Origin of the sequence: Paraoerskovia marina (assembly GCF_900105445.1) — a bacterium.
In the GTDB taxonomy this organism is placed as follows: Bacteria; Actinomycetota; Actinomycetes; order Actinomycetales; family Cellulomonadaceae; genus Paraoerskovia; species Paraoerskovia marina.
In genome coordinates this window covers 2,209,275-2,236,033 of the sequence record NZ_LT629776.1, presented here as the reverse complement: position 1 = coordinate 2,236,033, position 26,759 = coordinate 2,209,275, and the positions used below count along the sequence as shown (strand labels likewise).

The following is a 26,759-nucleotide window of genomic DNA, read 5'->3' as shown; positions in this document are numbered from 1 at the left end:
ATGCTTGCGACGGTCGTCGGGATCCTCGTGGTGGTGGTGGGACTGCTGCTGTCCATCGCGCTCCACGAGGTGGGGCACATGGTCCCCGCCAAACGGTTCGGCGTCCGCGTCAGCCAGTACATGGTCGGATTCGGGCCGACGCTCTGGTCGCGCCGGCGGGGTGAGACCGAGTACGGGCTGAAGGCGATCCCGCTCGGCGGATACGTCCGGATGGTCGGCATGTTCCCGCCGGCTCCCGAGGGGGCGAAGACGTCGAGCTCGTTCTTCGGTCAGATCGTCGCCGACGCCCGCGACGCCAGCACCGAGGAGATCCGTCCGGGCGAGGAGCGTCGAGCGTTCTACAACCTGTCGACGCCGAAGAAGCTGGTCGTCATGCTCGGCGGGCCCGTGATGAACCTCGTGATCGCCGCCGTCCTCCTTCTCGTCGTCCTGGTCGGGATCGGCGTGCCGACGGCGACCACGTCGGTCGCCACCGTCGTGCCCTGCGTGGCGTCGGGGGACGCGACGTCCGGCACCGCGGAGTGCACGGCGTCAGACCCCGAGTCTCCGGCCGCAGCCGCGGGGCTTCGGTCGGGGGACACCGTCGTCGCCTTCGGTGGGACCGACGTCGAGTCCTGGGACCAGCTCGTCGGGCTCATCGACGACGCGGCGGGGGAACCCACGCAGGTGGTGGTCGAACGGGACGGCGCTCAGTTCGAGCTGACGCTCACGCCGAGCGAGATCGAGCGTCCCCGGTACGACGAGGACGGGAGCGTCGTCCTCGACGCGGACGGGGAGCCCGTGACGGATCCCGGCGGCTACGTCGGGATCTCGTCCGCCGTCGAGCGGCAGCCCGTCCCGGTCTCCGAGGTCGGTACGGCCCTGGGCGACCAGATCAGCGCGACGGCGGCCGTGGTCGTCACCCTGCCAGCCCAGGTCGTCGACGTCGCGAGGTCCGCGTTCGGCGAGCAGGAGCGGGCGACGACGTCGATCATGGGGCCGGTCGGGGCGGGGCGGATCGCCGTCGACGTCGCGACCGCGGACGCCTCGGTGATGGACCGCGTCGCCACCATGCTCCTGCTCCTGTCGTCCCTCAACATCGCCCTTTTCGTCTTCAACCTGATCCCGTTGCTCCCGCTCGACGGTGGGCACGTGGTCAACGCGCTCTACGAGGGGGCCAAGCGGCAGCTCGCGCGGTTGCGGGGGCTGCCCCGCCCGGGCCCCGCGGACGTCGCCCGCATGATGCCCGTCGCCTACGTGATGTTCGTCGCCCTCGTCGGGATGGGGCTGCTTCTCGTCTACGCGGACGTCGTCGACCCGGTGACCCTGGGGTGAATGCCCCCAGGACCGGCGCAGGGGTGGATAATGGACGGGTGAACTCGATCAACCTGGGAATGCCCGAAGCACCGCCGCCGGTTCTCGCCCCGCGGCGGCCGACGCGCAAGATCAAGGTCGGGAAGGTCGACGTCGGCGGTGACGCTCCGGTCAGCGTGCAGTCGATGACCACGACCAAGACGACCGACGTCAACGCCACGTTGCAGCAGATCGCCGAGCTCACCGCCTCGGGCTGCGACATCGTGCGGGTGGCCTGCCCCACGCAGGACGACGCCGACGCGTTGCCGATCATCGCGCGCAAGTCGCAGATCCCCGTCATCGCCGACATCCACTTCCAGCCGAAGTACGTGTTCTCGGCGATCGAGGCAGGGTGCGCCGCGGTCCGCGTGAACCCCGGCAACATCAAGAAGTTCGACGACCAGGTCAAGGAGATCGCTCAGGCGGCCAAGGACCACGGCACGTCGCTGCGGATCGGCGTGAACGCGGGCTCCCTCGACAAGCGTCTGCTCGCCAAGTACGGCAAGGCGACGCCGGAGGCGCTCGTCGAGTCCGCTGTTTGGGAGGCATCGCTCTTCGAGGAGCACGACTTCCACGACTTCAAGATCTCCGTGAAGCACAACGACCCCGTGATCATGGTCCGTGCGTACGAGCTGCTCTCGCAGCGTGGCGACTGGCCGCTGCACCTGGGCGTCACCGAGGCGGGCCCCGCCTTCCAGGGGACCATCAAGTCGGCGACCGCCTTCGGAGCCCTGCTCAGTCAGGGCATCGGCGACACCATCCGCGTCTCGCTCTCCGCACCTCCGGTCGAGGAGGTCAAGGTCGGGATCCAGATCCTGCAGTCGCTGAACCTGCGCCCGCGCAAGCTCGAGATTGTCTCGTGCCCGTCGTGCGGTCGTGCCCAGGTGGACGTGTACTCGCTCGCCGAGAAGGTCACCGCAGGTCTCGAGGGTATGGAGGTGCCGCTGCGCGTCGCCGTGATGGGCTGCGTCGTCAACGGGCCGGGCGAGGCCCGCGAGGCCGATCTCGGCGTCGCGTCGGGCAACGGCAAGGGCCAGATCTTCGTCAAGGGCGAGGTCATCAAGACCGTGCCCGAGGCGATGATCGTCGAGACGCTCATCGAGGAGGCGATGCGGATCGCCGAGGACATGACGCCCGAGAACGACGCGCAGGCGGGTGCCCCCACGGTCACCGTCGGCTGACACGGCTCGTGCGGCGCGTCCGACCGGGCCGGGGGAGAATCTGTCCATGATCCGGCCTCCGGTGCGCGACGAGGCGCGCGTGCTCCGAGCGGGAGACCTCGCGGAGGCACTCGCGGTGTGCGCGGTCGACCCCGTCGCCTCGGTGCTCGCCGCCGCCCGGCTCGAGGTCGCCCGTCGGTCCGGCCTGACGGCAGCCGGGGGCGAGGTCTGGGGCTATCCAGCGGCCGGGGCGCTCACGGCGATCTGCTGGGCCGGGGCGAACCTCGTACCCGTCGTGCCGGACGGTTCCCGAGCCGCGCTGGACGCCTTCGCCCGACGTGCGCTCCGCCACGGGAGACGAAGCTCGTCGATCGTCGGTGAGCGCGCGGCCGCGCTGGGTCTCTGGGAGCGGCTCGCCCATGCATGGCCCGCCGCGCGGGAGGTCCGGGACGAGCAGCCGTCGCTCGCGATCGACGGGCCGCCCGCGGTCGCGCCGGACCCACGGGTCCGGCGCGCAGTCCTGCGCGACATGCCCGTGCTGCTCCCGGCGTGCGTCCGGATGTTCACGGAGGAGGTCGGCTACTCGCCGATGGTCGCGAGCGGTGGGGCGTACGAGCAGCGCGTCCGCTCGCTCGTTCGTGACGAGCGGTCGTTCGTGCGTCCCCTGCACGACGGCCCGTCGGCCGGGATCGGGTTCAAGGCGGAGGTCGGTGCCCTCACCTCCCAGGTCGCGCAGATCCAGGGCGTCTGGGTCGAGCCCCGGGTGCGAGGGCAGGGGCTGTCCGTTCCGGGGATGGCGGCCGTCGTGCACCACGTGCGGGCGGCTCTCGCACCGGTCGTCTCGCTGTACGTCAACGCCTGGAACGAACCGGCGCTGCGCGCATACCACCGGGTGGGGTTCGAGCGGGTGGGGACCTACGCGACGATCCTCTTCTGACCAGGTGTGCTTCTGCAGACGGCGCCGCGTAGCGTCAGACCTGCGGACGATCTCCGCGCGCACCAGAGAGAGGACAAGATGAAGGCACTGTACAAGCCCGGACCCGGGCCGGGCCTGGATATGACCGATCGTCCGGACCCGCACGGCGGCCCGGACGACGTGATCATCCGCGTCCTGCGTACCGGAATCTGCGGCACGGACCTGCACATCGACAGGTGGGACGACTGGGCCGCGTCGACCGTCACCGCGCCGCTCGTCCCGGGGCACGAGTTCTACGGCGAGGTCGTCGAGGTCGGCTCCGGCGTCCGCGACGTCACCGTGGGGGACCGTGTCTCCGGGGAGGGGCACGTGGTGTGCGGGACGTGCCGCAACTGCCGTGCCGGGCGCAAGCAGATGTGCATCCGGACCGAGAGCGTCGGGGTGCAGCGCGACGGGGCCTTCGCCGAGTACCTCGCCCTGCCGGCGACGAACGTGTGGGTGCACCAGGCAGACGTCGCCCCCGACGTCGGAGCGCTGTTCGACCCGTTGGGCAACGCGGTCCACACCGCGCTCGCCTTTCCCGTCGTGGGGGAGGACGTGCTCGTCTCGGGGTGCGGCCCCATCGGGCTCATGTCGATCGCGGTCGCCCGTCACGTCGGTGCCCGGCACGTCGTCGGCACCGACATCAGTCCCGAGCGGCTGCGGCTGGCTCTGGCGATGGGCGCCGACGCGGCGATCGACGTCCGCACCGAGTCAATCGACGGGGTGCAGAAGGCCCTCCGGATGCGCGAGGGGTTCGACGTCGGCTTCGAGATGAGCGGTGCACCGTCGGCACTGCCGGCGATGATCGCGAACCTCAACCACGGGGGTCGGATCGCCATGCTCGGTCTGCCCACCGGAGAAATCGCCGTGGACTGGGGCACGGTCGTCACGCACATGCTGACGATCAAGGGGATCTACGGTCGCGAGATGTTCGAGACGTGGAACGCGATGAGCGCGATGCTCGAGACCAGCGCACGTCTGCGTGAGTCGGTCGCCGCGGTCGTCTCGGACCGCTTCCCCGCGACGCGATGGCGCGAGGGGTTCGACGCCGCAGCCTCAGGTGGGGGCGGCAAGGTCGTGCTGAACTGGGAGGAGCTCTGATGGGGACACGATTCACCAATCACCTGGCCGGAGAGCTGGCGGAGATCGAGAAGGCCGGGCTGACGAAGCACGAGCGCGGGATCACCGGGCCTCAGGGCGCGCGGATCACGACGGGCGGCAGCGAGGTCCTGAACTTCTGCGCCAACAACTACCTCGGTCTGGCCGACGACCCCCGGCTCGTCGACGCGGCGCACCGCGCGCTGGACGAGTGGGGCTACGGTCTCGCGAGCGTGCGGTTCATCTGCGGCACCCAGGACCAGCACACGGCCCTCGAGGAGGCGCTGTCCTCCTATCTCGGGACGGAGGCGACGATCCTCTTCTCCTCCTGCTACGACGCGAACGGCGGTGTCTTCGAGACGCTCTTCACCGCCGACGACGCGATCATCTCGGACGAGCTCAACCACGCGTCGATCATCGACGGGATCCGGCTGTCGAAGGCGCGGCGACTCCGGTACGCGAACCGCGACGTCGCCGATCTCGAGGCGAGGCTCGTGGAGGCGCAGGACGCGAGGTTCCGGGTGATCGTCACCGACGGCGTCTTCTCGATGGACGGCTACGTGGCACCGCTGCGAGAGATCTGTGACCTGGCCGACCGGTACGACGCCCTCGTGCTCGTCGACGACTCCCACGCGGTGGGGGTGCTCGGCGACCGAGGCAGCGGGACGCCCGAGGCCTGCGGCGTCGCGGATCGCGTCGACATCGTCACGGGGACGTTCGGCAAGGCGCTCGGCGGGGCGTCCGGGGGGTATGTCGCGGCGAGCCGTGCCGTGGTCGACCTCCTGCGCCAGCGCGCGCGCCCGTACCTGTTCTCCAACACCCTCGCCCCGACGATCGTCGCGGGCACGCTCGAGGCGCTGCGGCTGGTCGAGGGCTCGGGTGAGCTGCGGGCGACGCTGCGTGAGAACGCGGCTCGCTTCCGTCGACGGATGACGGAGGAGGGATTCGACCTGCTGCCGGGCGACCACCCCATCGTCCCGGTGATGTTCGGGGACGCGGCCGCCACCGCCCGGGTCGCCGACGCAATGCACCGCCGCGGCGTCTACGTCACCGCGTTCAGCTTTCCGGTCGTGCCCCGCGGTCGCGCGAGGATCCGCGTCCAGCTGTCGGCGGCGCACACGTCCGACCAGATCGAGGCGTGTGTCGAGGCATTCGTGGCGGCGCGCGACGAGGTCCTCGGGTAGCGCGTCGGCAACCGCCGTGGCGGGCGGTGCGGTGCGTCGCAGATCACGACGACCGCACCCCCGGTCGCGGCATCGAACGGGGCCTGCGCGCAGGTACGCTTGCGACATGTCATCTGCTCGTCCGGTCGCAGCCACGCTGCCCCAGCCCTTGCGCATGTCCACGCTCTTCGTCCGCACGCTGCGCGAAGATCCGGCCGACGCGGAAGTGGCGAGTCATCGTCTCCTGATGCGCGCGGGCTACGTGCGTCGCGCAGCCCCGGGGATCTACACCTGGCTGCCGCTCGGGCTGCGCGTCCTGGCGAAGGTCGAGGCCGTCGTTCGGGAGGAGATGGTCGCGGCGGGGGCGCAGGAGGTGCACTTCCCGGCGCTCCTGCCCCGTGACCCCTACGAGGCGACCGGCCGGTGGGCGGAGTACGGGTCGAACCTCTTCCGCCTGGCCGACCGCCGGGGTGGGGACTACCTGCTCGCGCCCACCCACGAGGAGATGTTCACCCTCCTCGTCAAGGACCTGTACTCCTCGTACAAGGACCTGCCGGTCACGCTGTTCCAGATCCAGACCAAGTACCGCGACGAGGCGCGCCCGCGCGCCGGGCTGATCCGTGGCCGCGAGTTCGTCATGAAGGACGCGTACTCGTTCAACGTCGACGACGAGGGTCTGGACACGTCGTACCAGCTGCAGCGGGACGCCTACCAGCGCATCTTCGAGCGGCTCGGGCTCGACTACGTCATCGTCGCGGCGACGTCGGGCGCGATGGGCGGCTCGCGCAGCGAGGAGTTCCTGACCCCCACGCCGATCGGCGAGGACACCTTCGTCCGGTCGCCCGGCGGCTACACGGCGAACGTCGAGGCCGTGGTGACCCCGGCGCCCGAGCCGGTGCCGTACGACGACGCCCCGGCGGCTCACGTCGAGTACACGCCGGAGACGCCGACCATCGCGCGCCTCGTGCAGGTCGCGAACGAGATGCACCCGCGCCCGGACCGGCCGTGGGAGGCCGCCGACACACTGAAGAACGTCGTCCTGGCCCTGACCCACCCGGACGGTGAGCGCGAGCTCGTCGTCGTGGGCCTGCCGGGAGACCGGGACGTCGACCTCAAGCGTGTCGCGGCAGTCTTCGAGCCGGCCGAGGTCGAACCGGCCACCGAGGAGGACCTTGCCGCCCGTCCGCTGCTCGTCAAGGGATACATCGGCCCCCAGGTGCTCGGACCCAACGTCCGGCCCGCCGGTGTCGAGGTGGGCTCGCCCGAGGACACCGCGATCCGCTACCTCGTCGACCCCCGTGTGGTCGAGGGGACCCGGTGGATCACGGGCGCCAACTCGTCCGGCCAGCACGTCTTCGACCTGACCGTCGGACGCGACTTCGCCGTCGACGGGACGATCGAGGCCGCCGAGGTGCGTGCCGGCGACCCGGCGCCCGACGGCTCGGGGCCTCTGGAGCTCGCACGTGGCATTGAGATCGGACACATCTTCCAGCTCGGGCGCAAGTACGCGCGTGCGCTCGGACTGCAGGTCCTCGACGTCAACGGCAAGCAGGTCACCGTGACGATGGGCTCGTACGGGATCGGTGTCTCGCGGGTCATGGCAGCCCTCGCCGAGGCGAACCACGACGACGTCGGCCTGGCATGGCCGGCACAGGTCGCCCCCGCGCATGTCCACGTGGTCGCGACCGGCAAGGACGCGGCTGTCTTCGAGGAGGCCGAGCGGATCGTCGCCGGGCTCGCGGGCCAGGGCGTCGAGGTGCTCTACGACGACCGACCGAAGGTCTCGCCGGGTGTGAAGTTCAAGGACGCCGAGCTGCTCGGTGTCCCGCTCATCGTCGTCGTCGGCCGGGGGCTGGCCGAGGGGATCGTCGAGGTCCGTCCGCGCGCCGGGGGCGACCCCGAGAAGGTCGCGGTCGACGAGGTCGTCGAGCACGTCACCGGCCAGGTCGTCGAGCTGCTCGCCTAGGGCGAGACCCGCCCCGTCGTCGTCCCCCTCCTACTCCTGCTCGGGGAGCCCGGGGAACGCCGTCAGCGGTGCCCCCCACGAGACCGCGCTGCGGCTGCTGTCGGCCAGGAGGTCGACCAGCTCGGTCCGTCCGCTCGGGCCTGATGTGCCGACGAGACTGGCGTAGGACGCCGCGAGGTTGTTCTCGAGGAGCTGGCCCCGGGCGGCGACGCTCTCGGCCTCGGGCATCACGTACGCCGTGCTCCGAGGGTCCTGCGCCGTGGAGTCGATCTCGAGCAGCCGGGCCCAGTCGTCGGCACGGTCACGATGGATCGGGGCGCGGTCGGCGGAACGCTCCCGACCGGCGTCCGCGGTTCGCGCCGCCTGCACCTCGTACACGTAGCCGGCGGCGTCCTCGGCCTCCACGAGCGTCGTGAGGTCGGCTGCAGAGACGCCGCTCGGGAGTGTCTCGGGAACGACGGCGGTCGTGGGGACGACGGTCTCGGGCAGCTCGGCGCCCGTGAGGTCGCCGAGCTGCTCTGCCGCGAGGATGTCGGACGTGGAGATCGAGGCGAGCAGTCGAGCGAGTGGTCCGTCGTTCGTGGTGTCCGCCGCGCCCCTGGCCCGCACCGAGGCGCCGGCGAGAGCCTCGACGACGTCCGTCACGCGTGCGGCCTCGTCGTCGGGGGAGGTGGTCGCCTCCGGTGTGACCGCCGCGTCGGCGAGACCTGACTCGTAGGTGCCGCCGAGCTGTTGGGCGTGGGCCTGGGCGAACGCGGCCGCCTGCAGCAGTGCGGCGCTCACGTCCGCGTCGTCGGTCCCCTCCGCGGCGCTGGTGGCGAGCCGTTCGACGTCCAGGGCGTCGGCGACGACCGTCGAGCGCAGGATCTCGTGCGTGTCGGGGGACGGCTCGCTGGGAGGCGGCGTGTCGATCCGTACTCCGCAGGCCGCCAGGGCGACGACGGCGGCGGCGCCGAGCACGGCGCGCACCAGTCGTCTGCGTCGGGTCGGCACCGTGGGGGAGAGGGGTTCGGCGTCCATCGATGCTGATCATGCCACGCAGGACGGTGGCGATGCTCACGGACCCACGGACCGGTTCCGTCCGCGACGTCGCTCCGGAGTAGATAGGCTGGGCCCACAACAGCACACCGGTCGGATCGAGCCCGGTGGGCGCGACCGACCAGGAGCATGTAGATGGCCAGGCACACCGACGGCGAGGTTTACGACCTGCTAGCGCCGGTCGTCGTCGACGCAGGACTCTTCCTCGAAGAGGTGCGGACGAGCAGGGCGGGGAGCAAGTCTGTCGTGCGCGTGGTCGTCGACCTCCCGGAGGACGAGCTCGGGAGTCTCGACCTCGACGGCGTCGCCGACGTGTCGCGGGCGATCTCCGACGCGCTCGACGAGACCGACGTCCTCCCCGGGGCCTACACTCTCGAGGTCGGCACCCCGGGCACGTCCCGACCGTTGACGACGCCGCGGCACTTCCGGCGCGCACGAGGCCGGCTGGTGCGCCTCGACCTTCGTGACGGGACGAGCACGACGACCCGCCTCGTCGACGTCGTCGACGACGTGCTGCACTGTGTGGCGGACGGCTCCGACGAGTCGACGCAGATTCCGCTCACCGACGTCGCCGTGGGGCACGTCGAGGTAGAGCTCAAGCGCGCGGCCGAGGCATTCGGCGCGGATGAGGAGGCCTGATGGACATCGACATGAGCACGCTCCGGATGCTCGAGCGTGAACGGGACATCAGCCTCGGCGTCCTGATCTCCGCGATCGAGTCGGCGCTGCTGTCGGCGTACCACCGCACGCCCGACGCCTACGCCGACGCTCGTGTGGAGCTGGACAGCTCCGGGCACGTCACGGTCTGGGCGCGGGAACGGGTCGAGCGCCCCGAGCCCGACGAGGACGGCGTCTACCCGCCGATGCCCGAGCCCGGGCCCGAGTTCGACGACACGCCCGCGAACTTCGGCCGCATCGCCACGGCGACCGCGCGTCAGGTCATCATCCAGCGTCTGCGTGACGCCGAGGACGACCAGGTGCTCGGCCAGTTCCGCGACAAGGAGGGCGAGATCGTCGCGGGAATCATCCAGCAGGGCAACGACCCGCGGACGGTGCTCGTCGACGTCGGGGACACCGAGGCCGTGCTCCCGTCGCACGAGCAGGTCCCGACGGAGCGTTACGTCCACGGAGAACGTCTGCGCGCGCTGGTGATCAACGTCGCCCGGGGGCCGAAGGGCGCCCAGGTGATGCTGAGCCGCTCGCACCCGGGGCTCGTGCGCAAGCTTTTCGAGCTCGAGGTGCCGGAGATCGCCGACGGTAGCGTCGAGATCGTCGCCGTCGCGCGCGAGGCGGGCCACCGCACCAAGCTGGCCGTGCGCTCGACCGTGCAGGGGCTGAACGCCAAGGGTGCGTGCATCGGCCCGCTCGGCTCGCGCGTCCGCGCCGTGATGGCGGAGCTGCACGGCGAGAAGATCGACATCGTCGACTTCAGCGACGACCCCGCGCGGTTCGTCGCCCAGGCACTGTCGCCTGCGCGGGTGACGTCTGTCACGGTGGTCGACGCGGCGGCCCGGGCTGCGCGTGTCGTCGTCCCGGACTACCAGCTCTCGCTCGCGATCGGCAAGGAGGGGCAGAACGCCCGTCTTGCGGCGAAGCTCACCGGGTGGCGCATCGACATCCAGTCGGACCAGGGTGGCCAGGGCGCGGGTGCGGGCGACGACGTCGCGGTGCCCGACGGCCGCTGACTCCGCCGGGGCGAGGCGTTACCATGGAGGAGAACGGGCAAAGTTCCCGCGCGCCGTCGACGGCGCCACTGTCCCTCGGGCCTGTGCGCACGTGTGTCGGTTGCCGGGAGCGGACGTCCTGTTCTGCTCTTCTTCGTGTGGTCGCTCGCACGGGGTCGTCAGGGACCGCTGAGCTGGTTCCCGACGTGCGCCGGTCTCTTCCGGGCCGGGGTGCGTGGATCCACGCGGATCTCGCATGCCTCGACCGTGCAGAGAAGCGGCGCTCGTTCGCCCGCGCACTGCGCGTCACGACCCCGGTCGACGTGAGCGGCCTGCGCGCACATCTGGAGCAGAACCTTTGAGGTCGCCTCGGCGGCCAGTCGCGAACCGGGAAGGTGCCGGTCCGCACCGCACGACACGTCGACAAGGAAGCGGGTCAGAAGTTCATGGGCACCCGATGAGTACTCAGCGATGAGAACCCAGCACTAACGACGGTCCTCCCTGTCCGGGACGGGCCGAGACAGGAGAGTTGTGGCAAAGGTCCGCGTATACGAGCTCGCCAAGGAGCTCGGTGTGGAGAGCAAGGTCTTGCTCGCCGAGTTGAAGTCAGCAGGCGAGTACGTCCGCTCAGCGTCGTCGACGCTCGAGCCCCCCATCGTCCGTTCCATGCGGGACAAGTTCCCCGCAGCGGACAAGACATCGACCCCGCCTGCGAAGGCGGCGGCACAGACCAAGAGCTCGGGCGCCCCCACGCCCGGGCCGAAGCCTGCGGCAAAGACCCCGGCCCCTGCGGCCGAGGTCCCCGAGGCGCCGGCGGCCCAGAAGCCCGCCCCGAAGAAGACTCCTGCCCCGGCCCCCGAGCCCGCGGCGACGACGGCGGCTCCCGCGGCCGAGGTCCCCGAGGCGCCGGCGGCCCAGAAGCCCGCGGCCGACGCGCCTGCACGGTCCGCCGCGCCCAAGCCCGGCGCTCCCAAGCCCCCGCGCTCGTCCTCGGGCGACGCACGCCCGGGCAACAACCCGTTCGCGTCCAGCCAGGGCATGCCCCGGCCGGGTCAGCGCGGCGGCCGGTCCGGTTCGGGCGGTCAGCCGCCGCGTCCGGGCAACAACCCGTTCGCGTCCAGCCAGGGCATGCCCCGGCCGGGTCAGCGTCCGGAGCGCGCAGAGCGCACGGACCGCAGCGACGCCCCGGAGCGCTCCGGCGGACCGCGTCCTGGTGCGCCCCGTCCGGCGTCGCCTCGTCCGGGTGGCGGCTCACGCCCCAACCCGAACATGATGCCGGGCAAGTCGAGCATCGGGCGCCCCGGTGACCGGCCGGCAGCCGGTGGTCGTGGCGGTGCCGGCGGTGGCCGTGGTGGCGCCGGCGGTGGCCGTGGTGGCCCCGGTGGTGGCACAGGCGGTCCCGGTGGTTTCGCCGGTCGTCCGGGCGGCGGCGGCGGTTTCCGCGGTCGTGGTGGCGCCGGACGTGGTTCGACGCAGGGCGCGTTCGGTCGTGCCGGAGGGCGTCCCGTCCGTGGGCGCAAGTCGAAGCGCGCGAAGCGTCAAGAGTTCGAGCAGATGCAGGCCCCGTCGATCGGTGGCGTGCAGGTTCCCCGGGGCGACGGCGAGACGGTCGTGCGCCTGCGCCGCGGAGCGTCGCTGAGCGACTTCGCGGACAAGATCGACGCCAACCCGGCGAGCCTCGTCACCGTCCTCTTCCACCTCGGTGAGATGGCGACGGCGACGCAGTCGCTCGACGAGGACACCTTCGAGACGCTGGGGGCCGAGCTCGGCTACCAGATCGAGATGGTGTCGGCCGAGGACGAGGACCGAGAGCTGCTCGGCGCCTTCGACATCGACCTCGACGCCGAGGAGGCGGACGAGGACGACGATCTCCTGATTCCTCGTCCTCCCGTCGTCACGGTCATGGGTCACGTCGACCACGGAAAGACTCGTCTTCTGGACGCCATCCGGTCGACGGACGTCATCTCGGGCGAGGCCGGTGGCATCACCCAGCACATCGGTGCCTACCAGGTTCGTCACGAGCACGAGGGCGTCGACCGCGCCATCACCTTCATCGACACCCCGGGTCACGAGGCGTTCACCGCCATGCGTGCGCGTGGTGCGAAGGTCACGGACATCGCGATCCTCGTGGTCGCGGCGGACGACGGCGTGATGCCGCAGACGATCGAGGCGCTGAACCACGCCCAGGCGGCCGACGTGCCGATCGTGGTCGCGGTCAACAAGGTGGACAAGGAGGGCGCGAACCCCTCCAAGATCCGCCAGCAGCTCACCGAGTACAACCTGGTGGCCGAGGAGTACGGCGGCGACACGATGTTTGTCGACGTCTCCGCGAAGGAGAACCGGGGGATCGACAGCGTGCTCGAGGCTGTCCTCCTCACGGCCGACGCCGCCCTGGACCTGCGTGCCAACCCCGAGAAGGACGCCCGCGGTGTCGCCATCGAGGCGAACCTCGACAAGGGGCGCGGTGCGGTCGCGACCGTGCTGGTGCAGTCCGGCACGCTCAACGTCGGCGACTCGATCGTCGCGGGCACGGCCTACGGCCGCGTGCGCGCCATGTTCGACGAGCACGGCGAGAGCGTCACGGCGGCGGGCCCGGCCCGTCCGGTCCTCGTCCTCGGTCTGACCTCGGTCCCCGGCGCCGGTGACACGTTCATCGTCGCTCCCGACGACCGGACGGCTCGCCAGATCGCGGAGAAGCGTGAAGCTGCTCAGCGTGCAGCGATGCTGGCGAAGCGTCGCAAGCGCATCAGCCTCGAGGACTTCCAGCAGCAGCTGGAGCAGGGCAAGGTCGAGACGCTCAACCTGGTCCTCAAGGGTGACGTCTCCGGTGCCGTCGAGGCGCTGGAGGACGCGCTGCTGCAGATCGACGTCGGCGACGACGTCGACCTGCGGGTCATCCACCGCGGGGTCGGTGACGTCACGCAGAACGACGTCAACCTCGCTACGGTGGACAACGCGATCATCCTGGCGTTCAACGTGAAGTCGGACGGTCGTGTCGAGGCACTCGCCGAGCGCGAGGGCGTCGACATCCGCTCGTACTCGGTCATCTACCAGGCGATCGACGACGTCGAGGCAGCGCTCAAGGGCATGCTCAAGCCGGAGTACGAGGAGGCTCAGCTCGGCACCGCCGAGATCCGTGAGATCTTCCGCTCCTCGAAGGCCGGGAACATCGCGGGTTCGATCGTCCGATCCGGGACGATCACGCGTAACTCCAAGGCGCGGGTGCTGCGTGACGGGGCCGTTGTCGGCGACAACCTGACGATCGACTCCCTCAAGCGGTTCAAGGACGATGCGACCGAGGTCCGCGAGGGCTTCGAGTGCGGTATCGGACTCGGCTCGTTCAACAACGTCCAGATCGGCGACACGATCGAGACGTTCGAGATGCGCGAGAAGCCTCGCAAGTGATGTGAATCGGAACCCGCCGCTCCTCGTCTCGAGGGGCGGCGGGTTTTCGCCCGCTCCGGCACGGTGCGGGCTGGGCCTCAGAAAGGATCGAACATGGGCGACAGCCCCAGGTCGCGCAAGCTCGCCGACCGCATCAAGGTGATCGTCGCCTCGATGATCGACAGCAGGATCAAGGACCCGCGACTCGGCTTCGTGACGATCACCGACGTCCGGGTGACCGGTGACCTGCAGAACGCCAGCATCTTCTACACCGTCTACGGATCCGACGAGGAGCGCGACGGAACGGCCGCGGCGCTCGAGAGCGCGAAGGGCATGATCCGGTCCGAGGTCGGCAAGCAGACTGGGATCCGGTTGACCCCGACGCTCGAGTTCCACCTCGACTCCGTGCCCGAGACCGCGGCGCACCTCGACGCGGCGATCGTCGAGGCGCACCGCCGTGACGCCGAGATCGAGAAGCTGCGAAAGACCGCGCAGTACGCCGGGGAGCAGGACCCGTACCGCGAGCCCGGTGAGCGCGGTACCCGCGCGGGCGACGACGAGGACACGACCGAGTAGGCGTGTGCTCGGGACGATGACGCCGACGACGGGCCCCGCCCCGCAGCGGATGACGCGGGTGGCGCGCCGCGCGCAGGTGCTGCGGGCGGCCCGCTCCGCGTTCGCGCGCGGGGGCTATGCCGGGACCAGCACGGAGCAGGTGGCGCGGGCGGCGGGGGTCTCCCAGCCGTACGTCGTGCGGATGTTCGGCGGCAAGAGGGAGCTCTTTCGGGCGGTCTTCGACGACGTCTGCGACGAGGTGATCGCGACCTTCGAGAGCGTTCCGCTCGCTCCGGGCAGCGGGTCGGCGCTCGGCGACGCGTACCTCGGCCTGCTGGTGCACCGTGATCTGCCCCGTGTGCTGATGCACGGGCTGATCGCGGGTGACGACCCGGAGATCGGTGCCCGGGCCCGGGCTGTCATCGCCCGTGCCTTCGAGATCTCGCAACGGCACTGGGAGGGTTCCGCGGAGCGGGCGCAGGCCTTCGTCGCGGAGGGCCTGCTGATCAACGTGTTTCTCGCGGTGGACGCACCCGAGCACCGCGACGAGCCGGGAATGGCCGACCTGGTCGCCCGCGTCCTCGACAGCTCGATCCTCCTCACCGACCCCCACCACCCTGAGGAACCCCGATGAACCGGCCGACCACACCACGCAACCCTGCCGCGGCCGACGGACTCGTCGTCGTCGACAAGCCGGCTGGGTGGACGAGCCACGACGTCGTCGGACGGATGCGGCGACTCGCCGGCACCCGCAAGGTCGGGCATGCAGGAACGCTGGACCCGATGGCGACGGGCGTGCTGGTTCTCGGGGTCGGTCGTGCGACCCGCCTGCTGACGTACATCGTCGGTGCGGACAAGGACTACGACGCGACGATCCGTCTCGGTGTCTCGACGGTCACGGACGACGCCGAGGGCGAGGTCGCGGAAGCGGTCGGCGCGCGGGACGTCGACCGCGTCGCCGTCGAGGCGGGGGTGCAGCGCCTCACGGGGCAGATCTCTCAGGTCCCCAGCGCGGTCAGCGCCATCAAGGTCGACGGGCGTCGCGCGTACTCGCGGGTGCGCGACGGGGAGCAGGTCGAGCTCGCGGCGCGTGACGTGACGGTCTCCCGGTTCGAGGTGCTCGACGTCCGTGCCGTCCTCGCCGACGTGCCTGCGGGCACGTGCCCCGTGATCGACGTGCAGGTCCGGGTCACCGTGTCCTCCGGCACCTATGTGCGGGCACTCGCGCGCGACCTGGGGGAGATGCTCGGTACCGGTGGTCACCTGACGTCCCTGCGGCGCGCGCGGGTCGGTGGGTTCGGCCTCGACGTCGCGCGCTCGCTCGACGAGCTCGGTGCCGAGGTGGACGAGAACGGAGTTCTCTCGACGCGTCCGATGGCCGACGCTGCGCGCGCGGTGTTCCCGGTGCGCGAGCTCGACGACGCCGAGGTGCGGGCGTTGTCGTACGGGCAGTCGATCTCCCCGAGCCCTGAGCCGTGCACGACGGCGGGGCTCGCGCCGGACGGCACGCTCGTGGCTCTCCTGGAGAACCGGCGACGACGTGGCGTCGACGGCTCGCGCCCCGTCCTGGTCTTCGCGCCGGCGTAGACGACCGGCCGCGGTCGGTCTGCAGGTGCGAAGGTCTGCCTGGTGCGCGAGTCGTGGCACGCTAGTCCTTGCCGCTGTCTCAGCGGCACCCCCCTCGAGAAGGAGATGTGCGTGCACCTGTGGACCGACCTGAGTCAGGTTCCCGCGGGATTCGGCCCGTCGGTCGTGACGATCGGCAACTTCGACGGCGTACATCGCGGGCACGCCGAGGTTCTCGGCCGGATCGTGGACCTTGCGCGCCAGGACGCCGCACGGTCGGTCGCCGTGACCTTCCACCCGCACCCCGCCCAGGTGCACCGTCCCGGGCAGGCGCCGGAGCTTCTGACCGGTCTGGTCGACCGGGCCGAGCTGCTCGAGGCGACCGGTCTCGACGCCGTCCTCGTCCAGGAGTACACCCTGGACTTCGCCCGGCAGACGCCGGAGGAGTTCGTGGCGCGGTACCTCGCCGGACCGCTGGGTGCGTCGACGGTCGTGGTCGGGCGTGACGTCCGGTTCGGTCGGGACAACTCCGGCGACCTCCGGACGATGGTCGAGCTCGGACGGCACTACGGGTTCGACGTCGTGACGGTGGACGACGTCGGTGCGGCCGACCACGCAGAAGAGGGCTCGACCCCGGGCCACGACCGGTGGTCGTCGACCTATGTCCGCGAGCTTCTGCAGGCGGGTCGCGTGCAGGACGCCGCGGACGTGCTCGGGCGTTCGCACCGCGTGCGTGGCACGGTGGTGCACGGTGACGCGCGGGGTCGCGAGCTCGGTTTCCCGACGGCGAACCTCGGTGACGTCGTGGGGATGGTGCCGGCCGACGGTGTCTACGCCGGTTGGCTCTCCCGCCCCGATCTCGCCCACGCGGCGCCCGACCACGCGGACATCCGCCTGCCCGCGGCGATCTCGGTCGGGACGAACCCGACGTTCGACGGCGTCGAGCGTCGGGTGGAGGCCTATGTGCTCGACCGGGACGACCTCGACCTCTACGACGAGGAGGTCGTCGTCGAGCTCGTCGAGCATCTGCGCCCGACCGTCCGCTTCGACGGGATCGAGCCGCTCGTCGAGCAGATGCACGAGGACGTCGCGCGGGCCCGGGCGATCCTGTCCGGCGGGCCGTCCTGACCGGCTGATACACTGGCAGGGCCGTCTGAACGGCCGCGGAGATCGGGGACAGCTCGCCGATCGCATCGAAGAGCCCAGGGATCAAGCCCTGGTGCGCCGCGCAACGACCATTTGAAGGAGAGCCGTGCCGCTCGATTCTGCCACCAAGCAGCGCATCATGTCCGAGTACGCCACCAGCGAGGGCGACACCGGTTCGCCCGAGGTCCAGATCGCGATGCTCACGCAGCGCATCACGGACCTCACCGAGCACCTCAAGGAGCACAAGCACGACCACCACAGCCGTCGTGGTCTGCTGCTCCTCGTGGGCCAGCGTCGTCGTCTTCTCAAGTACCTGCAGAAGACCGACATCAGCCGCTACCGCAGCCTGATCGAGCGCCTCGGCCTGCGTCGCTGACGTCCGACTCCCGGCCCGACCCCTCCAGGGGTCGGGCTGGTTCGGTGTGACACGTCAGATCCACACCACACAACCACTCCGCGCCCACCGACCCGATCCGTCTGGTCCTCGGTAGTGGCCCCCGGAACCCCGCGAGGGGAAGCCGTGAGCCTCGATCGAAGACCGTCGACGGTCGCCGGGCGCACAGAACAGTGAGGAGGGCACCCATGGAGGGTCCCGAGATCAAGTTCACCGAAGTCACCATCGACAATGGCCGCTTCGGCACCCGCACCGTCCGTTTCGAGACGGGCCGCCTGGCCAAGCAGGCCGCCGGCAGCGCCGTCGCCTACCTCGACGGCGAGACGATGCTGCTGTCGGCCACGACGGTCGGCAAGCACCCCAAGGACCACTTCGACTTCTTTCCCCTGACGGTGGACGTCGAGGAGCGGATGTACGCCGCAGGCCGCATCCCCGGTTCGTTCTTCCGCCGTGAGGGCCGTCCGTCGACGGAGGCGATCCTCGCCTGCCGTCTGATCGACCGCCCGCTGCGCCCGCTGTTCGTCAAGGGCGTGCGCAACGAGGTCCAGGTCGTCGTGACCGTCCTCGCGAGCCACCCCGACGACGCGTACGACACGCTCGCCATCAACGCCGCGTCGCTCTCGACGCAGCTCTCCGGTCTGCCGTTCTCCGGCCCTGCCGGTGCGGTGCGCATCGCTCTGATCGACGGCCAGTGGGTCGCGTTCCCGAAGTACTCGGACAAGGAGCGCGCCGTCTTCGAGATGGTCGTCTCCGGTCGTGTCGTCGGTGACGACGTCGCGATCGCCATGATCGAGGCCGAGGCGACGGACGACTCCTGGAACCTCATCAAGAACGAGGGCGTCCAGGCACCGACCGAGGCCGTCGTCGCCGAGGGCATCGAGGCGTCCAAGCCGTTCATCCGTGCGCTCTGCGAGGCTCAGTCCGAGCTCGCCGCACAGGCCACCAACACGGCGAAGGAGCTTCCGCTCTTCCCCGACTACCAGGACGACTCCTACGCCGCGGTCGAGTCCGCTGCGACGGCGCCCCTGGGTGAGGCCCTGTCCATCGCCGACAAGCAGGACCGCGAGAGCCGTCTCGACGAGATCAAGGCCGAGGTCGTCGGAGCGCTCTCCGCAGACTTCGAGGGTCGCGAGAAGGAGCTGTCCGCCGCGTACCGCGCCGTGCAGAAGAAGCTCATCCGCCAGCGCATCCTCTCCGACGGCTTCCGCATCGACGGTCGCGGGCTCGCCGACATCCGCACCCTGGGTGCTGAGGTCGAGGTCCTGCCCCGCGTGCACGGCTCGGCACTGTTCGAGCGTGGCGAGACGCAGATCCTCGGCGTCACGACGCTCAACATGCTCCGCATGGAGCAGCAGATCGACTCCCTGGGTCCGGTCACGCGCAAGCGCTACATGCACAACTACAACTTCCCGCCCTACTCGACCGGCGAGACCGGCCGTGTGGGCAGCCCCAAGCGCCGCGAGATCGGCCACGGTGCGCTCGCCGAGCGCGCCCTGGTGCCGGTCCTGCCGTCGCGCGAGGAGTTCCCCTACGCGATCCGTCAGGTCTCCGAGGCTCTCGGCTCCAACGGCTCGACGTCGATGGGCTCGGTCTGCGCCTCGACGCTTTCGCTCCTCAACGCCGGTGTGCCGCTGCGCGCCCCGGTCGCGGGCATCGCGATGGGCCTGGTCTCGGACACGGTGGACGGTGAGACCCGCTACGCGGCACTCACCGACATCCTCGGGGCCGAGGACGCCTTCGGCGACATGGACTTCAAGGTTGCCGGAACGCGTGAGTTCGTCACCGCCATCCAGCTCGACACCAAGCTGGACGGCATCCCCGCCTCGGTCCTGGCCGGCGCTCTGACGCAGGCGCACGACGCCCGCATCACGATCCTCGACGTCCTCAACGAGGCCATCGACACCCCGGACGAGATGAGCGCCACCGCCCCGCGCGTCATCACGGTGCAGGTCCCCACCGACAAGATCGGCGAGGTCATCGGCCCGAAGGGCAAGATGATCAACCAGATCCAGGAGGAGACCGGCGCGGACATCTCGATCGAGGACGACGGCACCGTCTTCATCGGCGCGACCGACGGCCCGTCGGCCGAGGCCGCTCGTGCCGCGATCAACGCGATCGCGAACCCGCACGTGCCGGAGATCGGCGAGCGCTTCGTCGGGACGGTCGTCAAGACGACCTCCTTCGGCGCGTTCATCTCGCTCTCCCCGGGCAAGGACGGTCTGCTGCACATCAGCCAGATCCGCAAGCTCGTGGGCGGCAAGCGCGTCGAGTCGGTCGAGGACGTCCTCTCCATCGGCCAGAAGGTCCAGGTGGAGATCGGCGAGATCGACCCGCGCGGCAAGCTCTCGCTCGTCGCCGTGACCGAGGACGACGACGCGTCGGCGGAGGCAGACGCCTCCACCGACGCCTGAGGTGCCCTGGGACCTCCCGCTCGTCACTGCCGGTGAGCCCGGCAGCGATCTGACCGCCGGGCAGGACGGCGCGACCATTCGTCGCACCGTCCTGCCCGGCGGCGTTCGTGTGCTGAGCGAGACGATGCCCGGCCTTCGTTCGGTCACCATGGGTGCCTGGGTCGGGGTCGGGTCGCGCGACGAGACGAGCGGGCACCTGGGTTCGACCCACTTCCTCGAGCACCTGCTGTTCAAGGGAACACCGACGCGGTCGGCGATGGACATCGCCGAGTCGTTCGACGCCGTCGGCGGTGAGGCGAACGCCGCCACCGGCAAGGAGCACACCTGCTACTACGCGCGCGTGCTCGACGCCGACCTGCCGATGGCGGTCGACGTGGTGGCGGACATGGTGACCTCGGCCACGATCGACCCGGCCGAGCTCGAGGTCGAGCGCGGGGTCATCCTCGAAGAGCTCGCGATGGACAACGACGACCCGACGGACGTCGCCCACGAGGAGTTCGCACGTGCCGTCCTGGGGGACCACGAGCTGGGCCGGCCCATCGGCGGCACCCCGCAGAGCATCCAGGACGTGCCAAGAGACGCGGTGTACGAGCACTACCGTGCGCACTACGCGCCCGAGACGCTCGTCGTCGCCGCGGCGGGCGGGGTCGACCACGACGCGCTCTGCGCACAGGTCACCGCGGCCCTGGGCCGTGGCGGGTGGGATCTCGACCCGGACCGCGCACCCCGTGCCCGACGCAGCGACTCCGCGCCCCTCGTCCCGGGGGGACCCGTCTCCCTCGACCTGCACCGCGGAGTCGAGCAGGCGAACGTGATCGTGGGGACCACCGGTCTGTCCGCGACGGACGACCGCAGGTTCGCCCTGTCGATCCTCAATGCGGTCCTCGGCGGGGGGATGAGCTCGCGGCTCTTCCAGGAGATCCGTGAGAAGCGCGGCCTGGCGTACTCGACGTACTCGTTCGCGTCCGGGTTCGCCGAGACCGGCACGTTCGGCCTGTACGCCGGCTGCGCACCGGGGCGAGTGGACGAGCTGACCGAGCTGCTCGGTGCCGAGCTCGACCGGTTGGCCGCGGACGGCATCACCCAGGCCGAGCTCGACCGCAGCGTCGGGCAGCACGTGGGTGGTCTGGCGCTCGGGCTGGAGGACTCGGGTTCGCGGATGAACCGTCTCGGGAGGTTCGAGCTGGTGCACGGTCGTGTCGCGGACGTCGACGAGGCGATCGCGAACATCCGGTCCGTGACGGTCGACGACGTCGCGGACCTGGCGGCGGACCTGGCGTCGCGGCCCCGGAGCACCGTGCGCGTCGCTCCGTTCGAGGGTCGATAGGGTGGCCCCGTGAACACGGTGAACACGATCAAGGTGGCAGTGCTCGGCGCGAACGGGCGCATGGGCAGGACGGTCTGTGCGGCGGTCGAGGCGGCCGCGGACCTCGAGCTGGTGGCCGCTCTGGATGCGGGCGACGATCTCGCGCAGGTCGCGGCGTCCGGGGCGTCGGTCGCGGTCGACTTCACCGTCCCCGCCGTCACCGAGGCGAACGTGCACGCGCTGGTCGACCAGGGTGTGCACGCCGTCGTCGGGACGACCGGGTGGACCGACGAGTCCCGTGCCCGCGTCGCGGACCACCTCGCCACGTCGGCCGAGGAGGGTACGGCCGTCGGCGTGCTGATCGCCCCGAACTTCGGTCTGTCGGCCGTGCTGGCCATGACCTTCGCAGCCCGTGCCGCCCGGTACTTCGAGTCCGCCGAGGTCGTCGAGCTGCACCACCCGAACAAGGTCGACGCACCGAGCGGCACCGCGACGCACACTGCTCAGGCGATGGCCGCGGCGCGTTCCGAGGCCGGCGTCGCGCCGAGCCCGGACGCGACCGAGAGCGGCTGGGAGGCCCGCGGCGCGGACGTCGACGGGGTGCGTGTGCACGCGGTCCGGCTGCGCGGTCTGGTCGCCCACGAGGAGATCCTGCTCGGCAATGAGGGGGAGCAGCTCACGATCCGTCAGGACTCGTTCGACCGCGTGTCGTTCATGCCCGGCGTGCTGCTCGGGATTCGGGAGGTCGTCGGCCGCCCTGGTCTGACCGTCGGGCTCGAGAACGTCATGGACCTGTGACGGGACGCCGCTGATGAAGAAGGGCATGCTCGGTGCGATCCTCGTCACGGCCCTGCTCGTCCTGTACACGTGGGCGGTCGGGGGGCGCGCGGTGGCGCTCGTGCGGACCGGCGACCCTGTGGCGGTCGCGATCGGTGCGTCGGTCGTCCTCATCCCGCTCGTGGCGATCTGGGTGCTCGTCCAGGAGTACCGCCTTGCCGTGACCGTGCAGCGGATGTCCAACGAGCTCGACGCTCGGGGCGAGCTCGACGTGGACGACCTGCCCCGGTCTCCGGGCGGGCGTGTGGACCGCGCCGCCGCCGACGCGCAGTTCGGCCCGCGCCGTGAGGCCGTGGAGCAGGATCCGGAGGACTGGGCCAACTGGTTCCGTCTCGGGTTCGCCTACGACGCCGCGGGTGACCGCCGGCGGGCCCGGTCGTCCTTGCGGACCGCTGCAGGGATCTACCGGTCACGGCGATCAGGCACCGCCGGTACCTCCGCCCCGTAGCCTCCCTCGGTCCGCGTGGTCCGTCTCAGATCGAGGCGGACCAGCGACGCTCGACCACCTCGCGAGGCCCGGTCGCCAGGGTGCGTTCCATGCCGTCGGGGCCGAGACCCGCGCCGGACAGGAACTGCTCGCGCGCGTCGTCCCCGTCGAGGACCCAGGCGGTGACCGTGTCGGCCCCGTCCTGACGAAGCCGGTCGACCGCGGCGGTCAGGAGTCGCGACCCGTGGCCCGCGCGCTGGTGCTCGGGCAGCACCTCGAGCGACATCACGGCCCCGGGGGTGACGGCGGCGAACCCCACGACGTCGGCCCTGACGCACGCGACGAGGACCGCGAACCCGGGTCCGGGTGGCGCGGTGATGGCGGCCGCCCACTGCTCCTGCATGCGGGCCACGTCGAGCCGGTCCAGGACGTCCGCGCCCAGCGCGTCGTCGTGGGCACCGCGCCACGCCGCGATCTGTGCGCGGGTCACGGCGACGTCGTCGCCGGCGACGGCGGGGCGGACGGACACGTCTGCGGACTCGGAGAACAACGCCATGGCGGCGACCCTACCCGCCCAGAGCCCGGAGCCCCGCGGCGACTCCGGCGGCGAGGACGACGACCACGATGAACGGTGCCCGCAGCGCGAGCGCCACCGCGGCCACCCCCAGGGCGGGCAGTCGCGCGTCGACCACGACCTCCCGCCCGTCCGAGACGGTCTGCACCACGACGAGCGCGGCGAGGAGCGCGGCGGTCGTGAGGTTCGCGGTACGGGCGACGCGGGGGTCGCCGAGCCAGTGCTCGGGGAGGTAGTGCCCCGCGAGCTTGAACCCGAGGCAGACGACCGACGCCACGAGGACGGTGATCCAGAGCTCGAGGTCGGTCATGACTCCTCCTTCGGTGAGACGGGCGTCGTCAGGTGCGGCTCGCGCGGGCGGGGGAGGACCTGCCCGAGCACGATCGCCACGGCGGCGGCCGCGAGGACGGGGACGCCGGCCGGTGTGACCGGGACGAGCAGCACGGCCACGGCGGCGGCGATCGCGACCGTCAGTGCGACGGCGCGGGAGGCGAGGCGCGGCCAGAGAAGCCCGAGGAAGGCGGCACCGGCGGCGGCGTCCAGGCCCCACCGCTGCGGGTCGCCGAGCGCGTCGCCAGCGACCGCGCCGACGAGGACCAGGAGGTTCCACAGCACGAAGACGCCCGCGCCGGTCCACCAGAAGCCGAGACGTACCAGCGCACGGGTCGGCTGCGCGGTGGCGACCGCCGTGGACTCGTCGATCGTCAGGTGGGCGGCAAGCGCGCGACGCCACCCGTGCAGTGCCAGGAGCGGGCTCAGCTGGACGCCGTAGAGCGCGTTGCGGACGCCCAGGAACGAGGCGGAGAGCACGGCAGCCAGAGGCGCGCCGCCGGAGCCCACCACTCCGACGAGGGCGAACTGCGAACCGCCGGAGAACATCAGCAGACTGAGCACCATCGACTGGGCGAGACTCAGGCCGGCCACGGTGGCGAGCGCCCCAAAGGAGACGCCGTACAGGCCGGTCGCCACGGACACCGAGAGCGCCTGACGGACGACGGCTCGGCGTTCCTCGGCGCTCGGGCGCCGGTCGCCCGCGGACGTGTCGGGTTGCTCGTCGTGCACCGTATGACGGTACAGGCCACGGCGAGGCCCGTCGGCACGGTACGTTTGACCCATGGTTTCCCCTGTACTTGCCGGACAGAGCCCGGTGCGGCCGTTCGGAGCCGTCCTGACGGCGATGATCACCCCGATGACGGACGACGGCGCGATCGACCTGGTCGCCGCGGCACGCCTCGCCGAGCACCTGGTCGACCAGGGCAACGACGGACTCGTCGTCAACGGGACGACCGGTGAGTCGGCCGTCACGCACGCGCCCGAGAAGGCCGAGCTGGTGGCCGCGGTCGTCGACGCCGTCGGAGACCGCGCCCACGTCGTCGCCGGTGCAGGCTCCAACGACACGGTGCACGCCGTGCGGATGGCCGAGCAGGCCGCGGACGCCGGGGCCCACGGTCTGCTCGTGGTCACCCCCTACTACTCGCGCCCCTCGCAGGAGGGCCTCTACCAGCACATGACCGCGGTCGCGGACGCGACCGAGCTGCCCGTCATGCTCTACGACGTCCCCGGCCGTACCGGGCTGCGCATCGCGGCGGACACGTTCGACCGTCTCGCCGACCACGACAGGATCGTCGCGACGAAGGACGCGACGGGCGACGTCGCCGCGGTCGCCGCCCACACGCAGCGGACCGGCCTGGCCTGGTACTGCGGTGACGACAGCCTCTACCTCGCGATGCTCGCCCAGGGCGCGGTCGGCCACGTCGGCGTCGCGACGCACGTCGTCTCGCGCCAGTTCGCCGACCTCACGGTCGCGTGGGACGCCGGCGACCACGGTCGTGCCCTCGACCTGCTCCGGTCGGCGCTTCCCGTCGTCGACGCGCTCAACGGCGCCGGAGCCCAGGCCGTGATGGCCAAGGCCGCGATGCAGGCCCTCGGCGTCGTCACCAACCGCGCGATGCGGCTCCCCAACGTCCCCGCGAGCGACGCCGAGAGCGAGGCCGTGCGCGACGTGCTGCGGGCCGCCGGCGCGCTCGACCTTGCGCGCTCGGCGCGCTGAAGAACAGGCCAGGAGGCCACCATGAGTCACCCCCACCCCGAACTCTCACCACCCCCCGAGCTGCCGGAGGGCGGCCTGCGGATCGTCGCCCTCGGCGGTCTCGGCGAGGTCGGTCGCAACATGGCCGTCCTCGAGTACGACGGCCGACTTCTCATCGTCGACTGCGGCGTGCTGTTCCCCGAGGACACCCAGCCCGGGGTCGACCTGATCCTCCCGGACTTCGAGTACATCGCGGACCGGATGGACGACGTCGAGGCGATCGTCCTCACGCACGGCCACGAGGACCACATCGGTGGCGTGCCCTACTTGCTGCGGCTGCGCCGTGACATCCCGATCCTCGGCTCGCAGCTCACGCTCGCGTTCGTGACGGCGAAGCTCAAGGAGCACCGGATCACCCCGGTGACGCAGGTGGTCAAGGAGGGCGAGACCCGCAAGGTCGGTGTCTTCGACCTCGAGTTCGTCGCCGTGAACCACTCCATCCCGGACGCACTCGCGGTCGCGATCACCACGGGGGCGGGCACCGTCCTGCACACGGGTGACTTCAAGATGGACCAGCTCCCGCTCGACGGGCGAATCACGGACCTGCGCGGGTTCGCACGCCTCGGGGAGAAGGGGATCGACCTGTTCATGGTCGACTCCACCAACGCTGAGGTCCCGGGCTTCGTCACGCCGGAGGCCGAGATCGGCCCCGTGCTCGACGACGTCTTCCACCAGTCGGACCAGCGCATCATCGTCGCGTCGTTCTCCTCGCACGTGCACCGCGTCCAGCAGGTGCTCAACACGGCGCACGCGCACGGACGGCGAGTGGCCCTCGTCGGTCGGTCGATGATCCGCAACATGGGCATCGCCGCCGAGCTCGGCTACCTCAACGTGCCCGACGGCGTCCTGATCGACCTCAAGAAGATCGACTCGCTGCGCGACGACCAGGTCGTGCTGATGTGCACCGGCTCGCAGGGCGAGCCGATGGCCGCGCTCAGCCGGATGGCCAACGGCGACCACAAGATCCAGGTCAACTACGGTGACACCGTCATCCTCGCGTCGTCGCTGATCCCGGGGAACGAGAACGCCGTCTTCCGGATCATCAACGGACTGATGCGACTGGGCGCACGCGTGGTCCACGGCGGCAACGCCAAGGTGCACGTGTCCGGGCACGCAAGTGCCGGCGAGCTCATCTACTGCTACAACATCCTGCGGCCGCGCAACGTCATGCCCGTCCACGGCGAGGTGCGCCACCTGATCGCCAACGGGGCGCTCGCTGTCAAGACCGGTGTGCCCCCGGAGCGCGTGGTCCTCGCGGAGGACGGCGTGGTCGTCGACCTGGTCGACGGGAAGGCCTCGGTCGTCGGGGCCGTTCCGTGCGGATACGTCTACGTGGACGGCACGAGCGTCGGCGAGGTGAGCGACTCGGAGCTCAAGGACCGTCGGATCCTCAGCGAGGAGGGCTTCGTCTCGATCTTCGCCGTCGTCGACACGGCGACCGGGAAGGTCATCGCCGGCCCGCAGATCCTGGCGCGCGGGTTCGCCGAGGACGAGTCGGTCTTCGACGAGATCCAGCCCAAGGTGGTCGAGGCGCTGGAGGAGGCGATCGCCAAGGGCGCGACCGACGCCCACCAGCTGCAGCAGATCATGCGACGCGTCGTCGGCCGCTGGGTCTCGAACAGGCTGCGCCGTCGGCCGATGATCGTGCCGGTCGTCGTCGAGGCATAGTCCCGACCCAACACCCTGCACCA

At 70.9% G+C, this 26,759-nt stretch carries 25 protein-coding genes; 21 read left to right on the top strand and 4 right to left on the bottom strand.

Going from position 1 to position 26,759, the window contains the following annotated elements; genetic code table 11:
* From BLU20_RS10090 to BLU20_RS10065, 6 genes are all read left to right on the top strand, one after another.
* Entirely contained in the window at window positions 1-1,314 is a 1,314-nt protein-coding gene (locus BLU20_RS10090) for a M50 family metallopeptidase (protein ID WP_083372437.1), read from the top strand.
* 59 nt (window positions 1,315-1,373) lie between these two features.
* Window positions 1,374-2,513 (top strand): flavodoxin-dependent (E)-4-hydroxy-3-methylbut-2-enyl-diphosphate synthase, encoded by a 1,140-nt coding sequence (gene ispG, locus BLU20_RS10085; protein ID WP_083373021.1) that lies wholly within the window; start codon window positions 1,374-1,376, stop codon window positions 2,511-2,513.
* A gap of 46 nt (window positions 2,514-2,559) precedes the next feature.
* Entirely contained in the window at window positions 2,560-3,429 is an 870-nt protein-coding gene (locus tag BLU20_RS10080) for a GNAT family N-acetyltransferase (RefSeq protein ID WP_029252569.1), read from the top strand.
* Between the two features lie 78 nt (window positions 3,430-3,507).
* Window positions 3,508-4,551, top strand: a complete 1,044-nt coding sequence (tdh, locus tag BLU20_RS10075) for an L-threonine 3-dehydrogenase (RefSeq protein ID WP_083372436.1) — start codon at window positions 3,508-3,510, stop codon at window positions 4,549-4,551.
* Window positions 4,551-5,732 (top strand): glycine C-acetyltransferase, encoded by a 1,182-nt coding sequence (locus BLU20_RS10070; RefSeq protein ID WP_083372435.1) that lies wholly within the window; start codon window positions 4,551-4,553, stop codon window positions 5,730-5,732. Before tdh ends, BLU20_RS10070 begins: the two co-directional genes overlap by 1 nt.
* 106 nt (window positions 5,733-5,838) lie before the next feature.
* Window positions 5,839-7,677, top strand: coding sequence for a proline--tRNA ligase (locus BLU20_RS10065; protein ID WP_052366875.1), 1,839 nt, complete (start codon window positions 5,839-5,841; stop codon window positions 7,675-7,677).
* Window positions 7,678-7,707: 30 nt separating this feature from the next.
* Here BLU20_RS10065 and BLU20_RS10060 read toward each other — a convergent pair whose 3' ends face one another.
* Entirely contained in the window at window positions 7,708-8,697 is a 990-nt protein-coding gene (locus BLU20_RS10060; RefSeq protein WP_043109274.1) for a DUF4439 domain-containing protein, read from the bottom strand.
* A 153-nt stretch (window positions 8,698-8,850) separates the two neighbouring features.
* Here BLU20_RS10060 and rimP point away from each other — a divergent pair, with 153 nt between their 5' ends.
* The 13 genes from rimP (at window position 8,851) to BLU20_RS09995 (ending at window position 22,426) form a co-directional block, all read left to right on the top strand.
* Complete coding sequence (rimP, locus tag BLU20_RS10055; protein ID WP_083372434.1) at window positions 8,851-9,354, top strand: ribosome maturation factor RimP; 504 nt, start codon at window positions 8,851-8,853, stop codon at window positions 9,352-9,354.
* Window positions 9,354-10,400 (top strand): transcription termination factor NusA, encoded by a 1,047-nt coding sequence (gene nusA, locus BLU20_RS10050; protein ID WP_083372433.1) that lies wholly within the window; start codon window positions 9,354-9,356, stop codon window positions 10,398-10,400. The genes rimP and nusA overlap by 1 nt, the downstream gene beginning before the upstream one ends.
* A gap of 23 nt (window positions 10,401-10,423) precedes the next feature.
* Window positions 10,424-10,741, top strand: a complete 318-nt coding sequence (locus BLU20_RS10045; protein WP_083372432.1) for a YlxR family protein — start codon at window positions 10,424-10,426, stop codon at window positions 10,739-10,741.
* Window positions 10,742-10,910: 169 nt separating this feature from the next.
* Window positions 10,911-13,784, top strand: coding sequence for a translation initiation factor IF-2 (gene infB / locus BLU20_RS10040; protein ID WP_029252577.1), 2,874 nt, complete (start codon window positions 10,911-10,913; stop codon window positions 13,782-13,784).
* A 93-nt stretch (window positions 13,785-13,877) separates the two neighbouring features.
* A complete protein-coding gene (rbfA, locus tag BLU20_RS10035) occupies window positions 13,878-14,339 on the top strand; it encodes a 30S ribosome-binding factor RbfA (RefSeq protein WP_083372431.1) in 462 nt (153 codons plus the stop codon).
* Window positions 14,340-14,355: 16 nt separating this feature from the next.
* A complete protein-coding gene (locus BLU20_RS10030; RefSeq protein ID WP_231959185.1) occupies window positions 14,356-14,952 on the top strand; it encodes a TetR/AcrR family transcriptional regulator in 597 nt (198 codons plus the stop codon).
* Window positions 14,949-15,905, top strand: a complete 957-nt coding sequence (gene truB, locus BLU20_RS10025) for a tRNA pseudouridine(55) synthase TruB (RefSeq protein WP_083372430.1) — start codon at window positions 14,949-14,951, stop codon at window positions 15,903-15,905. The genes BLU20_RS10030 and truB overlap by 4 nt, the downstream gene beginning before the upstream one ends.
* A 111-nt stretch (window positions 15,906-16,016) precedes the next feature.
* The gene (locus BLU20_RS10020; protein WP_157270429.1) at window positions 16,017-17,012 is read left to right on the top strand and encodes a bifunctional riboflavin kinase/FAD synthetase; all 996 of its coding nucleotides are present in this window, start codon (window positions 16,017-16,019) and stop codon (window positions 17,010-17,012) included.
* 124 nt (window positions 17,013-17,136) lie between these two features.
* Window positions 17,137-17,406 carry a 30S ribosomal protein S15 gene (rpsO, locus tag BLU20_RS10015; protein WP_029252582.1) on the top strand — a complete coding sequence of 90 codons (270 nt, stop codon included), beginning with the start codon at window positions 17,137-17,139 and terminating at the stop codon, window positions 17,404-17,406.
* A gap of 206 nt (window positions 17,407-17,612) precedes the next feature.
* Entirely contained in the window at window positions 17,613-19,835 is a 2,223-nt protein-coding gene (locus tag BLU20_RS10010; protein WP_029252583.1) for a polyribonucleotide nucleotidyltransferase, read from the top strand.
* A gap of 1 nt (window position 19,836) precedes the next feature.
* Window positions 19,837-21,162 (top strand): M16 family metallopeptidase, encoded by a 1,326-nt coding sequence (locus BLU20_RS10005; protein WP_029252584.1) that lies wholly within the window; start codon window positions 19,837-19,839, stop codon window positions 21,160-21,162.
* An 18-nt stretch (window positions 21,163-21,180) separates the two neighbouring features.
* Window positions 21,181-21,939, top strand: coding sequence for a 4-hydroxy-tetrahydrodipicolinate reductase (dapB, locus tag BLU20_RS10000; RefSeq protein WP_083373019.1), 759 nt, complete (start codon window positions 21,181-21,183; stop codon window positions 21,937-21,939).
* Window positions 21,940-21,952: 13 nt separating this feature from the next.
* Window positions 21,953-22,426 (top strand): tetratricopeptide repeat protein, encoded by a 474-nt coding sequence (locus BLU20_RS09995; RefSeq protein ID WP_043109280.1) that lies wholly within the window; start codon window positions 21,953-21,955, stop codon window positions 22,424-22,426.
* Between the two features lie 25 nt (window positions 22,427-22,451).
* Here BLU20_RS09995 and BLU20_RS09990 read toward each other — a convergent pair whose 3' ends face one another.
* From BLU20_RS09990 to BLU20_RS09980, 3 genes are read right to left on the bottom strand one after another with little or no spacing between them, the layout of a single operon-like run.
* Window positions 22,452-22,961 carry a GNAT family N-acetyltransferase gene (locus BLU20_RS09990; RefSeq protein ID WP_083372428.1) on the bottom strand — a complete coding sequence of 170 codons (510 nt, stop codon included), beginning with the start codon at window positions 22,959-22,961 and terminating at the stop codon, window positions 22,452-22,454.
* A gap of 10 nt (window positions 22,962-22,971) precedes the next feature.
* Window positions 22,972-23,289: an AzlD domain-containing protein gene (locus BLU20_RS09985; protein ID WP_083372427.1), complete on the bottom strand. Its 318-nt coding sequence runs from the start codon at window positions 23,287-23,289 to the stop codon at window positions 22,972-22,974.
* On the bottom strand, window positions 23,286-24,041 hold the full coding sequence (locus tag BLU20_RS09980) for an AzlC family ABC transporter permease (protein WP_231959184.1): 756 nt from the start codon (window positions 24,039-24,041) through the stop codon (window positions 23,286-23,288). The genes BLU20_RS09985 and BLU20_RS09980 overlap by 4 nt, the downstream gene beginning before the upstream one ends.
* Before the next feature lie 52 nt (window positions 24,042-24,093).
* Here BLU20_RS09980 and dapA point away from each other — a divergent pair, with 52 nt between their 5' ends.
* Both dapA and BLU20_RS09970 read left to right on the top strand, forming a co-directional pair.
* Window positions 24,094-25,029 carry a 4-hydroxy-tetrahydrodipicolinate synthase gene (gene dapA, locus BLU20_RS09975; protein ID WP_083372425.1) on the top strand — a complete coding sequence of 312 codons (936 nt, stop codon included), beginning with the start codon at window positions 24,094-24,096 and terminating at the stop codon, window positions 25,027-25,029.
* A 21-nt stretch (window positions 25,030-25,050) separates the two neighbouring features.
* Window positions 25,051-26,736 carry a ribonuclease J gene (locus tag BLU20_RS09970; protein WP_083372424.1) on the top strand — a complete coding sequence of 562 codons (1,686 nt, stop codon included), beginning with the start codon at window positions 25,051-25,053 and terminating at the stop codon, window positions 26,734-26,736.
* Window positions 26,737-26,759 lie beyond the last annotated feature (23 nt).